The sequence below is a fragment of the Dysgonomonas sp. Marseille-P4361 genome (assembly GCF_900343125.1).
GTDB lineage: Bacteria > Bacteroidota > Bacteroidia > Bacteroidales > Dysgonomonadaceae > Dysgonomonas.
The window spans coordinates 343849-358540 of sequence record NZ_OPYL01000004.1; the positions used below are offsets into that span (position 1 = coordinate 343849).

The 14692-nt window shown below is 36.2% G+C and carries 11 protein-coding genes and 1 rRNA gene; 1 reads left to right on the forward strand and 11 read right to left on the reverse strand.

Annotation, left to right across the window (positions count from 1 at the left end; all coding sequences use genetic code 11):
- Positions 1-85: 85 nt before the first annotated feature.
- On the reverse strand, positions 86-967 hold the full coding sequence (locus DHU68_RS10145) for a DUF3078 domain-containing protein (RefSeq protein ID WP_108822870.1): 882 nt from the start codon (positions 965-967) through the stop codon (positions 86-88).
- Positions 968-996: 29 nt separating this feature from the next.
- Positions 997-1944: a glucosaminidase domain-containing protein gene (locus DHU68_RS10150; RefSeq protein ID WP_108822895.1), complete on the reverse strand. Its 948-nt coding sequence runs from the start codon at positions 1942-1944 to the stop codon at positions 997-999.
- 32 nt (positions 1945-1976) lie between these two features.
- Here DHU68_RS10150 and cdd point away from each other — a divergent pair, with 32 nt between their 5' ends.
- Positions 1977-2459, forward strand: a complete 483-nt coding sequence (gene cdd / locus DHU68_RS10155) for a cytidine deaminase (protein WP_108822871.1) — start codon at positions 1977-1979, stop codon at positions 2457-2459.
- A 3-nt stretch (positions 2460-2462) separates the two neighbouring features.
- Here the strand turns inward: cdd and DHU68_RS10160 are convergent, their stop codons facing one another.
- The 9 genes from DHU68_RS10160 to rrf form a co-directional block, all read right to left on the reverse strand.
- Positions 2463-3161, reverse strand: a complete 699-nt coding sequence (locus tag DHU68_RS10160; protein WP_108822872.1) for a M48 family metallopeptidase — start codon at positions 3159-3161, stop codon at positions 2463-2465.
- Positions 3162-3222: 61 nt separating this feature from the next.
- Positions 3223-3975 carry a uroporphyrinogen-III synthase gene (locus DHU68_RS10165; protein ID WP_185117506.1) on the reverse strand — a complete coding sequence of 251 codons (753 nt, stop codon included), beginning with the start codon at positions 3973-3975 and terminating at the stop codon, positions 3223-3225.
- 2 nt (positions 3976-3977) lie between these two features.
- Positions 3978-4829, reverse strand: coding sequence for a DUF4271 domain-containing protein (locus DHU68_RS10170; protein WP_108822874.1), 852 nt, complete (start codon positions 4827-4829; stop codon positions 3978-3980).
- An 87-nt stretch (positions 4830-4916) separates the two neighbouring features.
- Complete coding sequence (gene metK / locus DHU68_RS10175) at positions 4917-6185, reverse strand: methionine adenosyltransferase (RefSeq protein ID WP_108822875.1); 1269 nt, start codon at positions 6183-6185, stop codon at positions 4917-4919.
- A 277-nt stretch (positions 6186-6462) separates the two neighbouring features.
- Positions 6463-7704, reverse strand: a complete 1242-nt coding sequence (locus DHU68_RS10180; protein WP_108822876.1) for a retropepsin-like aspartic protease — start codon at positions 7702-7704, stop codon at positions 6463-6465.
- Between the two features lie 206 nt (positions 7705-7910).
- A complete protein-coding gene (locus DHU68_RS10185; RefSeq protein WP_108822877.1) occupies positions 7911-10538 on the reverse strand; it encodes a glycoside hydrolase family 78 protein in 2628 nt (875 codons plus the stop codon).
- Between the two features lie 286 nt (positions 10539-10824).
- On the reverse strand, positions 10825-11745 hold the full coding sequence (locus tag DHU68_RS10190; protein ID WP_108822896.1) for an endonuclease/exonuclease/phosphatase family protein: 921 nt from the start codon (positions 11743-11745) through the stop codon (positions 10825-10827).
- Positions 11746-11821: 76 nt separating this feature from the next.
- A complete protein-coding gene (locus DHU68_RS10195) occupies positions 11822-14107 on the reverse strand; it encodes a GH92 family glycosyl hydrolase (RefSeq protein ID WP_108822878.1) in 2286 nt (761 codons plus the stop codon).
- 460 nt (positions 14108-14567) lie between these two features.
- Positions 14568-14678 (reverse strand): 5S ribosomal RNA (gene rrf, locus DHU68_RS10200).
- Between the last annotated feature and the right edge of the window lie 14 nt (positions 14679-14692).

Consider the following 14692-nt stretch of genomic DNA (forward strand, 5'->3'; position numbering starts at 1 on the left):
TCTTTTATCTTTTATTATATTTCTAATAAAAAATCGAGCACTAATTGGTTTTAGTACTCGATTCATATAAAGTATATCCTTTCTTTTAGAAATTATAAGCAAACCCTATACCTAAAACTTCCTTAAACTGAACTCTCGGCCCCTGAGGTGTCCCATCATCTGCCATAGAGTTTATATCATCATCATACTTTAATGTTGTATTTATAGTTGCAGATAAGAATTTATTAATCTTCATACTTATTAGTAAATCCCAATTCACATCCACATTTCCAAAAGTACTGTTATAAGCGGTAAAGAGATCAACAGTGGAGATAAAACTCACATTCTCCATTATACTCTTTTCTGCTCTGGCTTTAAAGAAGGCACCTAGTTCTGCCTTAAAGTGCTTACCCGGGTCTACACCAAAAGCACCCTGACTAGATAAAAAATCACTGTTTACAAAAGTCAGCTTACCTGCTACCGGAGAAAGATAAAGTGTATACCATTTACCAGGACGGTATTCAAGACCGGCAGACAAGTTAGTATAAGCCGGAGAGAAAAAATTAGAAATATAGCTACGGGGTTCTGTCGAATAATCATATCCTTTGTAGAATTGAGTTTTAAAGTCTCCCATCAAGGTATAGAACCATTTATTATCCGAAGAGTAACCCAATTGGGAAGTAAAATCGATTTTATCACCCGATTTTCTTGTTCCTAATGATTTTGCATTAGCTACCCCATACTCCAAGGCCAAGGTATTTGACCATAACCAATTTCCACTTTTACGATTTAATGTCCCATTAAGGTAAAAATTACCGGCCACTGTATTCTCTCCCCCTGCAGACCAGTTTATTACTGCTGTTTGGGCAAAATTCAGACCAGTTACCCCTTTTAGAACCCATTTACCATCTTCTAATTCTCCTTCTTCTTGAGCATACATAGTTATGCCTAAAAACAAAGGCAAAAACATCAACAAAAATTTTTTCATTACAATAATTTATAGTTTGTGTTCAACAATTATCTTAATTTTAGCACATCACCTTCGACAGGAACATATTCGAAGTCCTTTTTGTTCATTTTGTAAAGATTCTTCACTCTGATTCCATACTTCTGAGCTATGCTATGCATCGATTCGCCTATTTGTACTACATGATCAAAATAAGGCTTATCTGCTTTTGATTTTTTCTTTTCAAAGTAAACTAAATCACCCTCTTTCAATGGGAACCCTTCCGGCACCTCATTCCATTTATACAGATCTTTCACTTTAAAGTCGAATTCTGCAGCAATAGCCTCATATGTATCTCCATCGAAAGCAATAATATACACTAAGTTGTGTGTTTTATATGGAGTATGCTTATACAGAGGTTTTACAACTTCCGCTTTATAATCTCCATCTCCTTTAATTCCTTTCACCTTTTTGCCTTGAGCAACCTGATCGTAAAGGTATAATTCATAATCTTCTATTACTTTTATCAACTTATTCGCATAGGCTCTATCTGTAGCATAGCCACACTGTTGTAATCCTTTTGCCCACCCTCGGTAGTCTGTAACCTTTAGGTTATACAACGACTGGTAGCGCGATCTTTTCAAGAATACGGCATGATCTTCGTACGAAGCCTCCACCGTGCTGTAAACCCTAAAGCAATCGTTAGGACCATCATCTGCCTTGTGCATCTTCTTTCCTTTCCAATCGCTATGACATTTTATGCCAAAATGATTTTTACCTTTTGTTGCCAATTCACTTTTACCGGCACCCGACTCCAGCAGTCCCTGAGCTAAGGTAATGCTAGCTGGTATTTTATGCTTCTTCATATGATCTATCGCAATATGCTTATAGGTATCGATGTATTCATCATATATCTTGTATCGTTTACCTTGCGAAAAAACAGAAGACAGCGTACATATATTGAATAGGAAAAATATAATAAACAATGATCGAAGACTAGTTCTATAAACTTTTTTCATATTTTTATAGTCATTACTCTTATTTTTCAATTATGGAAATATACAATTTAACGACAAAGATACTCGTTTACAGCATTGATGAGTACTCTCAAGATATAAAAAAACTTATAGAGGATGCAAAACTGGCCGCAAAGCGTGCCTATGCCCCCTATTCCGGTTTTCGCGTTGGTGCGGCAGTTTTATTATCAAACGGAGAAACTATAACCGGCAACAATCAGGAAAATGCAGCATATCCTTCGGGGTTGTGTGCTGAACGAGTAGCTATGCTTGCAGCAAACTCGCTATATCCGGACATCCCGGTCGAAGCCATTGCTATCGCTGCGTATTCGGGAGATGATTACACCTCTATGCCTTGCTATCCTTGTGGTTCGTGCAGACAAACACTATTGGAAATAGAGAATAGATTCGATAAGCCATTTAAAATAATAATGTATGGTAAGGATAAAATATATGAAGTAGCATCAATACAGGAGTTATTGCCTCTCAGTTTCGGAAAAGATTTTTTAGATAAATAGTGATCACCAATTTATCTTGAACAGTTTCAGTTCTTTTGTTAATTCTTTAGCTCTGCCTCCAGTTACGCGATCCAACTGTTCCCAAAATCGGGGGCCATGATTCATTTCTATTGTATGACAGAGTTCGTGCAACATTATAAAATCTACTAAGTGTTCAGGAAGTAACATACAGAAATAGGATAAGTTGATACTCTTTTTTGAATTGCAGCTCCCCCATCGCGTACGACTCTTATTTATTTTTACGTCAGTAACTGTAAAATTATATCGTTCAGCCAGCATCTTCACCTTATATGGAAATATTCGTTTAGCTTCATTTCTAAACGCATTTTCCAAAACAAGCCGTATCTTATCTTGAACTAGAGCATCCTTAAAGTCTGTACCTAACGGACACGAAATAGACAAGATCCCTCCCTTTAAGCTGACATAATAATTAGTAGTAGCAGAGGCTTCTTGTATCCTTAACTCAAAACTGAATGTTTCGAATTGTGTATCGGGTGTAAAAGTCAGTTTTTCCTTTTTCCTTTCTACCATTTTTAGCAAGCGAGGTTTCATTTCATGCAACACCTTTTCGATATACGACATACTCACACCCAAAGGATAGGTCAGTTGTAAGAATTCATCTTTTTTTCTTACAATTATCCTCCTTGCCCGAGTATTCTCGACAAGCTTGATAAGTCCTAAATCTTTATCTTCGATTTGCATTCTTTAAAATAAAAAAAGCTTAACTGTGTAAAGTTAAGCTTTTATATTATCCTTGCTTATTCTATTTCGCTTTATGATTCTCTTTAATGAAAGCTTCGAATGCTGCTGTCATAGAAGGCACTCCCGGAAGAGGAGCTTCACAATCGAGACGCAAACCTGCATCTTTTACTGCTTTTGCTGTTGAAGCACCAAAACAACCGATAGCGCGTTCTCCTTGATCAAAGTTAGGTGCATTCTTTAACAATGACACGATTCCTGCCGGACTAAAGAAGATCAACATATCGTACGAAAGAATTTCTTCTTCAGTAAATTCATTGCTTACTGTACGATACATAATCGCTTTCGTATAATTTACTTTTCTTTCGTCAAGAACTGCCGTTAAGTCTTCAGAATGAACATCTGAAACAGGAACAATATATTTCTCTTTGTTATGCTTGGTCAGAGCAGCAGAAAGCCCATCCATTTTACCTGTTGTACTGAAAAATATTTTGCGTTTTCTGTACACTATATATTTTTGCAGATACAATGCTACAGCTTCTGAAATACAGAAATACTTCATCGTTTCGGGCATAATAATTCTAAATTCTTCACACAAAGCAAAGAAATGATCTATAGCAACCTTAGCTGTGAATACAACAGCAGTATAATCCTGAATATTGATTTTTTGCAATCTGAATTCTTTTGCATCCAAGCCTTCAACTCTTATAAAAGGACGGAAAGTTAACTGCAATTGATATTTTTCAGCAATATCAAAATAAGGAGATTTGTCTGTACTTGGTTTTGGTTGGGATATTAAAACCTTTTTTACTTTCAAAGTCATAATATGGTTAAAACGTCAATTCTATATAAATAAATCGCTCCTATAATTAGAAATATATAGGGTAATATTTCAAAGGTGCAAAGGTACGCAATCAAACACAAAAAGTTAAATTTTTCTTCAATAAAAAAGAATATTATCTGATAAAAAAATATTATTTGCACTATTAGAAACAAAACTCCCATAAATACAAATATCTGTATATTATACACATTAGCATACAAAAGGAGTAAAATTGGTATAAAATACAGAATCCCCAATATTTCTATCATAGCGACAGACTTTTGTCGCCACAAAGTCATTTTTGGCTTAACATCAAATATATAGCCTAACAGCCGGTATAAGAAATCCTTAAACCCATAAAATAAAGCAATCAGAACGATGAACATTAATATGGTCAACAAAGGGCTGGAAGAAGGTTCATAAGCTGAATAGACAACCAGACAATCATATAAACATATAGAAATCAGAACTATCGCCTGAGCTACCAGAAAATAACTATAAAATGTTTCTTTAGCTGTTATCTGGCTGTAGATAACACGTCTTTCGCTATTGAATGAGAAAAGGAGCTTCGTTTTTTCTTTTAAGTACGTAACTCCGCCATGATAGACATGAGTAAAAAATAAAAAACATATAAGTAATAAGAAAAAGACTCCATCAGCTTGCTCTACGGCAAACGGCATTTTATCCCCTTCATGTCTTACTTGTGTAATTTGACTAGTTTGCGCAACCTGAAGTGAATCTCTCTTCATTTCAGACCCGTTTATGCTATCTCTTACTTCTGCACGAGAATCTAAAGAATCTAAATTGAGAACATTAGCCGACAATATATAGTCTTTGTGTTCTGTCATTTCACATTAGCAGTTTTCAGAGTTATACTTTTTTTGATGTAAGAAAAATATTTCCACCTAACATGAAGTGGAAATATTTTCTATGAATTATAAATTAAATTCTCTTTTAATTGCATCCACATAATCCAGTTTCTCCCAAGTAAATAATTCTACTTCGCGAATAATACCTTCCGGGTTATATCTTGATTTAAATTCTTTCTTAACCACTTGTGGTTCTCTACCCATATGTCCGTACGCTGCAGTTTCAGAATAGATTGGATTTCTTAGCTTCAATCTTTCTTCTATTGCTTTAGGGCGCATATCGAATAGTTTTTCAACTTTTTGAGCTATTTCGCCATCAGTTATAGCAAGCGAACTTTTTCCGTATGTATTCACATAAATATTCATTGGTTTTGCCACCCCAATAGCATAAGATACCTGTACCAATATCTCAGACGAAACACCTGCTGCAACTAGGTTTTTTGCTATGTGGCGCGCTGCATAAGCTGCCGAACGGTCAACCTTTGAAGGATCTTTACCTGAGAAAGCTCCACCTCCATGAGCACCTTTGCCTCCGTAAGTATCTACAATAATCTTACGTCCTGTAAGACCTGTATCTCCATGAGGACCTCCTATAACGAAACGACCCGTAGGATTAACATGATATGTAATATCACCTGCGAACAGCTTAAGAATATCTTCTCTGAATTTATATTTCTCCATCACACGTGGCACAAGGATCTTTACGACATCTTCCTTGATTTTAGCCTGCATTGTAGCATCATCAGCAAATTCATCGTGCTGAGTAGATATTACAATGGTATCGATACGCAATGGTGTACCATTATCGTCATACTCAATTGTTACCTGCGATTTAGCATCAGGACGAAGGTAAGGCATCAAGTGTAATTCATTTTTACGGATTGCAGCCAATTCCAACAACAAAGCATGTGATAAGTCTAACGCCAAAGGCATATAATTATCGGTTTCGCTTGTTGCATAACCAAACATCATGCCTTGGTCTCCGGCTCCTTGATCCATCGGATCAACTTTACCGTCTACACCTCTATTAATATCATCAGATTGCTCGTGAATAGCAGAAAGTACACCACACGATTTAGCTTCGAATTGATATTCACTCTTTGTATAACCTATTTTCTCGATTACTTTACGAGCGGTTTCGGGTATATCAATGTATGCCTTTGATTTAACTTCCCCGGCTAGAACTACCTGACCAGTAGTCACCAAAGTTTCGCAAGCAACTTTTGAATTTGGATCATAGGCTAGGAACTCATCCAATAATGAATCTGAAATTTGATCCGCTACCTTATCTGGATGTCCTTCAGATACGGACTCAGATGTAAATAAATAACTCATTTATAATTATTTTTTACTGTTATTAAACAAATAAGGAAGGATAAGTATTGACGCCTGAAACTGGAATAAATGTTTTAGCATTTTTTTTATGTGGTTGCAAGCAATACAAATCTATCCACTTAATTGAGCACAAAGATACAGCTTTTTTATTCAAATAAAATTATCTTAACTAAAAATAATATACTCTGTAGCTATTCTGTTCTTTGCTCTTAATCCTATAATTCAGATTTTATAGCACGATAGTCAATCTTCTCATAATATGATCATTTATCTTCTATTAAACTCCCCTTTCTTTATGCTTCGTATAGAGAATCGTTACTTTCTCTATTTCATCTGAGTCTTTTCTTTTCACTTCAATATAGCCTTCATTTTGATCTTCTTTCAAGCCTTCTGATAATGCCTTATCCATATCGTATAATAACAACTCACACTCTGACATCTCATCAAAACGTATGCCATTGATACTTATTATCTGATCGCCGACACTGATACGAGATTCCATCTCGGGATCCCAAATAATTCCGACAATCAACTTATTGCCTTCTACATTGAAAGAAAAAGAATTCAGTGTGTAAGATAAGTCCGGCTCTTCGTCCGAGTATGGCTCAAAGTAGAAACGTTTATTTTTGTAATCGAGCGTAATATCTCCATACTTCATAAACTCCGCACCTATTCTTGAATTGTCATCAGCTGTAGTGTTTATTCTTAAATTCTTGAATATATAATCGTTGAGAACGAAAGCTTTCACCGAAAAGCTATACTTGATAGTATCTTGGTTTTTACCGAAAAATCCATGCGTATTACTTCCTGATGCTTCCCATATACTATCCGAAAATATCTGATGCTCATTGAAAAGATGAAAATGTCTTAATGCCATATCAAAGAGTCCTGTCATTCCACTGTCAAACATAAGATCTACATCAGCATTGAGACTGTCTAGTATATATGTCTTTATATAAGGTGAGCTTTGATTGGATTCAAGGAATATTTCGGAAGAAAGTTCCTCTTTGTTATGAAGGCTGAGTTTCTTAGGCTGGTCGGTTAAGGTAATCGTTTTATCGTTGTGCGAAAAGCGAACGATAGAGTTGCGTAACAAGTTGCTACCTATAACACCGTCAAGTTCGTGACAATATGTAAAAGGTGCCTTTTTTATTACAGCAGCAGGTATTTTTTTGAATAAAACTCCACCTACCTTTATTTCGGGAATAACACACACAGTCGTTTCTTCAGAATAACCTTCTGCATCTTCCATAGAGATAGTTTCCGTTACTTTTGGTTTCAACTCGTCTGCCAGTTCCTGACTAATGCAAGTGACGGCTCCCGTATCGAGTAAAAAACATCGCTCTTTTCCGCCTACTTCTACTTTTATAACTGCCAGTGTACCCCATATATTTTCGTAAGGTATCACCGAATAGTAGTTTTTTTGCTTTGTACCTCCGCTATTAGGCTTTATTTTCTTTTTTGCGCCTGCTGAAAAAGCGATTAGTATGCAAGATATCAAAATGACAACTCTTCTCATTACTTCTTATATGTTTGGTTTCGTTTAGAAACTCGAATATACAAATATAAAGGATAATCATATCTAAATAACAGTCTATTTCCTTAAAACAGAGATATTGTTCAAGATTTATAAGAAGAGCAATTTTTCTCCTATTATAAAACAATAGCCTCTATTAATAGAGGCTATTGTTTTATGTATTTTTCATCTAGATCAAACTTTTCTGATTACTTCAACTTATTTAATTTCAACACATGCGTTCCCGATTCCAATGTCATCATTTTATCTCCTTTTATGTTATCAGGTAAATAAAGCGTTGCTGAACTGTTAGCCGGAATTGTTACTTCATATGTGATATTCTTTTTCTTCGCAGTCCATTTCGAAACAATATCTCCATATGGTGACTGATGCTTCGCTTCAAATTGCTCCAATCCGTTTATAAAATTAGGTCGCAGGATAATATGCTTGAATCCAGGTTTTTCCGGATCAGGGAATATACCTCCCAGCCCTTTGTAAAACCAAGCTCCTATTTCGCCAAACATCATATGATTATCCGAAATATCACGTTCTGCGTCCAGATCCCAGTTTTCGAGCAATGTCGTAGCTCCGTTTACAATCCACCAGCCCCAAGACGGATAGGTATCTTGTACAGCTACTTTATAAGCAGTCTCGGCATGTCCGTTTTCACTCAATGCATTTAATATTGCTTTTGCTCCAAGTACACCAACATCCAGATGGAAGCCTGTCTCTTTTACTTTGTCGGCAAGATTTTGAGTTACTTTAGCAATCATATCTTCGGGAACAATCTTCCACTGTAGTGGGACACTCAGTTCGGTTTGAGTACCGCTGGCATAAATACCAGTCTCACGATTCAAATATTTATCGTTGATCGCATTTTTAATTTTCTCTGCCAATTGCGAATAATAGTCATAATCTGCGTCATTTCCGAATATCAATGCTGCATTTGCCAGAATCTTTGTATCTACATAAAAGTAAACAGAAGACGTCAGTTCTTTATTTGAACGAGACTTAACCGGAACCCAGTCTCCACGTCCCCAAGAGGTAAGCCCTTCGGGACTAGTGCGATCCACATAATCGACATAACGTTTGATGTTTTCGTAGCATTCCTCCAAAGGTCGGCTATCCCCATAAAACAGATAAAGATTCCAAGGAATAATAGCAATTGTACTTGTCCAGTCTAAACCATTATCTGTACCATATCCCCATCCTCCTGTTGGAATAATATCGGGCAATACTCCATTCGGTTGCTGTTCGTCTCGATGATCGGCTAGCCATTTCTCATAAACAGTGATTCCATCATAGTTGTAAAGAGCTGTTTCTATAGCAAAATGACCATCTCCCGTCCAGCCGTTCTTTTCTCTTTGAGGGCAATCAGTAGGGTATCCCATCAGGTTAGACAGATAAGCATTATTTGTTGCCCATACCAATCGATCGATAAGAGGATTAGAAGTTTTCACCTCTCCTACCTGAGGTACGTCGCTATGCATAAAGTAAGCCGTCAGGCTATTTTCATTCAATTGGATAGGTTTATCACTGGTTACTTCTACATAACGGAACCCTTTATAGTTAAATTTAGCCATAAATTCATCTTCGCCCTTACCGCTAAGAATTAGGACATCTGTTTGGAAAGGATCTGCTTCTTTATCACCGGTGTAATAGACATCAATATTAGCAAGATCTAGTCGCCCATCTTTGGAAAGTCTTTCTCCGTGTTTTATTTTCACAACTGTCCCTTCTTCTCCCGATACTTTAATTTTAGTTACACCTGACATATTTTGCCCGAAGTCGAAAAGATAAGCTTTATCATCAAACTTCTTTAATTCTTTAGTAGCAAGAGACAAGACATTGCGAATAGGGTGTAATTGCTGTGCCGAAACCACTTCGGAAGGGACAGAGCGATATATGACTCCGTGCCATTGCGAATCATCAAACGCAGGTGTAGCCCAATCTTTTTGTTCTAACCTTGCATCATAATGTTCTGCAGTATAGATACTATTGAAGATTAGTGGCCCAGAAGACGTTTTCCAGTCCGTATCTGTCCTTACTGTTTCAACAGTTCCGTCACTATAAGTAATACGCAAATCCATACAGAAAGCAGGACGATTGCGCCAAGGGGCACGATCAAAATCCCATACTGCTAACGACTGATGATTGTACCAACCATTACCAAGAAGTACGCCTACTGCATTGACTCCCTGTTGTAACTGACGAGTTACATCATATGTTACATACAAATTACGTCTATCGAAGCGAGTATACATAGGATCGAGACGATGATCTCCTATCTTCTCTCCATTGATATGCAGTTCATATAGACCAGCAGCTGCGATATATGCTCTGGCTGATTTAATCGTTTTATTTGCAGTGAACTTCTTACGGAAATACGGAGCTGGTTTATAATTGATATCTTTGCCGTCGCTGATCCATGATCCTTGCCAGTTATTAATATTCATTATTCCGGTCTCGAAAGAGTTTACGGCAGATGAACTTTCTTTCTCATCCTGATTCCATGCAATTACCTTCCAATAGTAACGAGTAAAAGGTTTCAATTCTTTTCCCGAATAAACAACAAGTATATTATCTGCATTTATCTTCCCGGTATTCCACATTTCTCCCTGCGATCTAACAACACCTAGAGAGTCTGTACCTACAATGACTTGGTATGCTGTTTGTTTAGCACCATTACTCCCATCATTTAACATCCATGTCAATCTGGGGTTCTTCTTATCAATACCTAAAGGGTTGACCAAGTGTTCGCACCGCAAATCTACCGGCTCTGAAGCAAATGTAAAAACGGAGGACAACAAGCATAAAATAGATAATAAATACTTCATGTTATATTGGTATTAAAGGTTATTTTATTTATAAAAAATGTGTTTTATGTTACAGATATATCCTATAAATAGGATACGATTCATGAATAAAGTTTAGATTAAATGGGCATTCTTTTTATTTCAGATTCAAAAATCGAATCACATTGCAAAAGCAAAGCACATAAAGTTAAACAAATATATATAAATATAAAATATTATCAACAAATAACGGAGCTGCTCATTAAAGAACAACTCCGTTACTATTCGTCTCACCCTTATAACATTAGAACAACGTATATAGAATGCTTTATTTTTTATAGTATAGCAAAACTTTCAGAGGGAAGTGATCGGATATCATGCGTACTTCGGCTTCCATCGAAAACACTTCTTTGGGAAAGTCTCCGAGATGCTTTTCTTCGCTATTTTCTTTAGGTGAACGATATGTATCTGTCAGTATTCCATATTTATCTACTACAAGCTTATCGGATACAAATATGTGATCAATACGGCTATTGGTCATTAAATTTCCTTTAAACGCATTGAATGTTCCATTAGGTGTATAGCGTACCTTAGCCTGCTCGTATGAGTCGTACAATACACCTGAATTAGCTAATAAGCTATAACTTTCATGGGTTTGATCAACATTAAAATCTCCGGTTAAGATCACCGCATCTTTCTTCCCACACATTTCTTTTATCTTCTCTAATACCAAACGAGCACTCTGTTTACGAGCTTCTACTCCTACATGATCCATATGAAGATTGAAGAACCATATTTTCTTCTTTTTCTTTTTGTCTTTAAAATATCCCCAACTGCAAATACGAGGTAAAGCAGCATCCCAGCCTTTGTTAGGAAAATCCGTTTGTTCGGCAAGCCAGAAGTCTCCTGTTTTAATCAATTCAAAACGGTCTTTTTTATAAAATACCGGAGCGTATTCTCCCGCAGTTTTTCCGTCGTCGCGACCAACTCCAACATAGCTATATCCCGGTAATTCTCTTAATAAATCTTCAATCTGATTATGCTTTACTTCCTGAGCCCCAAAAATATCAAAGTCATTAAATAAAATCTGCTGAGCCATTACAGGATATCTCCTATTCCATCCGTTTCCTTTTTCGGCATCACCTCTGTTATCGTTACGTACATTATACGAACCAACAATCAGGTCTTGTGCATTGATAAAACAGATAGACAAAGACAGTAAAATAATTGTGAATAGTGTTTTTTTCATCATATCAAATAGTATTTGTTTTAATTAAAGAAAGAGGAAGAAGCTCAAGCTTTCTCCCTCTTTATATTATTATGGTTTATTGATTCAATTCATTAGAGAATGAATATGGTACATCAGCTTCTTGAACTCCTCTGCTTTTGTTTGGTTCGTCCGACATATCAAAAACGATAGTAGCCCCTTTGGTTAAATCTTCATGCGTAAAATAATTCTTGGAATAATTCTTTCCGTTCAATTTTACAGACTTCACATAACGATTTTCTTTCTTGTTATTAACAGATTTAATAGAAATTGTTTTACCATTTTCCAGATTCACTTTTACACTCTTAAACAATGGAGAACCTAAAATATACTCATCTGTTCCGGGGCAAACGGTATAGAATCCCATCGATGAGAATACATACCATGCCGATGTTTGACCATTATCTTCGTCTCCACAATATGCATCCGCATTAGGATTATACAATTTCTCCATTATCTCACGTGCCCAATATTGAGCTTTCCAAGGTTCGCCCGACCAATTATACATATACACCATATGCTGTATTGGTTGGTTTCCATGTGCATATTGCCCCATATCCATCACTTGCATTTCTCTCATTTCGTGTATCACTCCACGACTTTTCAATCCTAAGTGACTTGGCATGATAAATACGGAGTCCATCATTACATTAAACTCTTTTTCACCTCCCATCAATTCTATTAACCCTTTAGGATCGTGGAAGACACAGAAACTCCAATGCCAGCTATTACCTTCACAGAAATCTCTGCTCCAATCTTCTGGTTTAAAGGTTGGGTTAAAGACTCCTTTATCGTCTCTACCCGACATTAATTTATTTTTGGGATGAAAGATATTCTTATAGTTAAGGGCATGTTTTTTATATTGCTCCAGCTCGCTCTCCGATTTATTTAATGCTTGTCCAAACTTATAAATAGCCCAGTCGTTATAAGCATATTCTAATGTACGTGCTGCATTTTGACCTACGCCAACATTATTCGGCACATATCCATATTTGTTGTAATGGTTATAACCGACTCTACCCGATGCAGTATTTGTCAAATGACTATTTGCCCCTTCTGTTACAGCCTTCCATAATATTTCTGCATCATATCCTTTCAACCCTTTGATAAATGCATCGGAAACAACAGACGCAGAGTTTTGTCCGATCATAATATTACGATGTCCCGGACTTCCCCACTCAGGCAAGAAACCACTTTCTTTATAAGCATTAACCAAACCTTGCTGTATTTTTTCATTCATCGAAGGATAAACTAGATTAAGAAATGGGAACAAACAACGAAAAGTATCCCAAAAACCCGTATCCGTAAACATATATCCAGGTAGAACTTCTCCATTAAAAGGGCTATAATGAACAATCTCTCCTGCCGCATTGATTTCATAAAAGCTGCGAGGAAACTGTACCGAACGATACAGACAAGAATAGAAAGTACGAAGGTTGTCTATATTATCATCTTCTACTATAATCTTACTCAAAACATCATTCCATTCATCTCTTCCTTTTTGAGCCAACTGATCGAAGGTATCATCTCCTAATTCTTTCAAGTTCAATTCAGCCTGTTCGTAGCTGATAAAAGAAGAAGCTACTCGTGCATGTACTATTTCATCCTTCTTGGTAGCAAAGCCAATAATTGCTCCGACATGATCTTCTTCAGCTTCATACTCGTTTTTTCTTATTTCACCATCACCTACTACTGCTTTATAAGTAAATGGTTTATCAAACACTATCACAAAATAGTTTTTGAAGTTGGCTGGAACTCCCCCACTATTTTTAGTAGTATAACCAATTATTTTATTTTCCTCTGGGATAATCTTTACGTATGAACCTTTATCAAAGGCATCGATAACGACGTAAGATTTATCATTTTCGGGAAAAGTAAATCTAAACATTGCTGCTCTCGAAGTTGGTGTAATCTCTGTTGTTACATCATGGTCTGCCAGATAAACACGATAATAGTATGGTTTGGCAATCTCTGCTTTATGCGAAAACCAACTAGCGCGCTTATCCTGATCAAAAGTTACCTTATCGGTTATAGGCATAATCGAGAACTGACCATAATCGTTCATCCAAGGACTAGGCTGATGTGTTTGTTTAAAGCCTTTTATCTTATCTGCTGTATATGTATACATCCATCCATCACCCATATTACCGGTTTGAGGCGACCAAAAGTTCATACCCCAAGGACGGGCTATTACCGGATAGTTATTTCCTGTAGATAATTCAAACTTAGATAAAGTACCGGTTAAGGGATTGACATAATCCACTGGTTCAAGTTTTGTTTGCGACACAGAAAATAATGGTAATAATAGAACTAAAAAAAGATACAATAATCTTACTTGTTTCATGATATTATTTTAGTTTGATAGAATATTTTTTTTTAAGGATGTACAAAGATACAGCTAATAGAAATAATCTCAAAAGACTATTATTAAAAGTAGGTTCTATTTACTGATAGTGAATTTTATAATATACTAAAAAACAGGGATAAAATTACATTAACGATATCCAGAGATAAAAAAGAATTAAAGATCTCCTTTACTCCAAAATATCTTTTATAGCACAGAAGTATAAACACCTGTATACCAGGATATTGCACTACAAGTTTGGATTGTACACAAAATATTAGCTATCAATATATTAGCATCAACAAAAACATTATATTTCCCCCTTTGACCTGAAAAAAGTCTTTGTGTTTGTGTAGATAGTAATAAAATTAGGATAGAGTCTATATTCAATGGTAGAGGTCGTGTATATATACAAAAAAGTAGCGTCCTCTAGTTAAACTAAAAGACGCTACTGACTTTAAAACGGCGGTTACCTACTCTCCCACAAATATGCAGTACCATCGGCACGACTGAGCTTAACTTCTCTGTTCGGAATGGGAAGAGGTGGATCCTCAGTGTTATAACCACCTTAATTTCTTGCTGTTG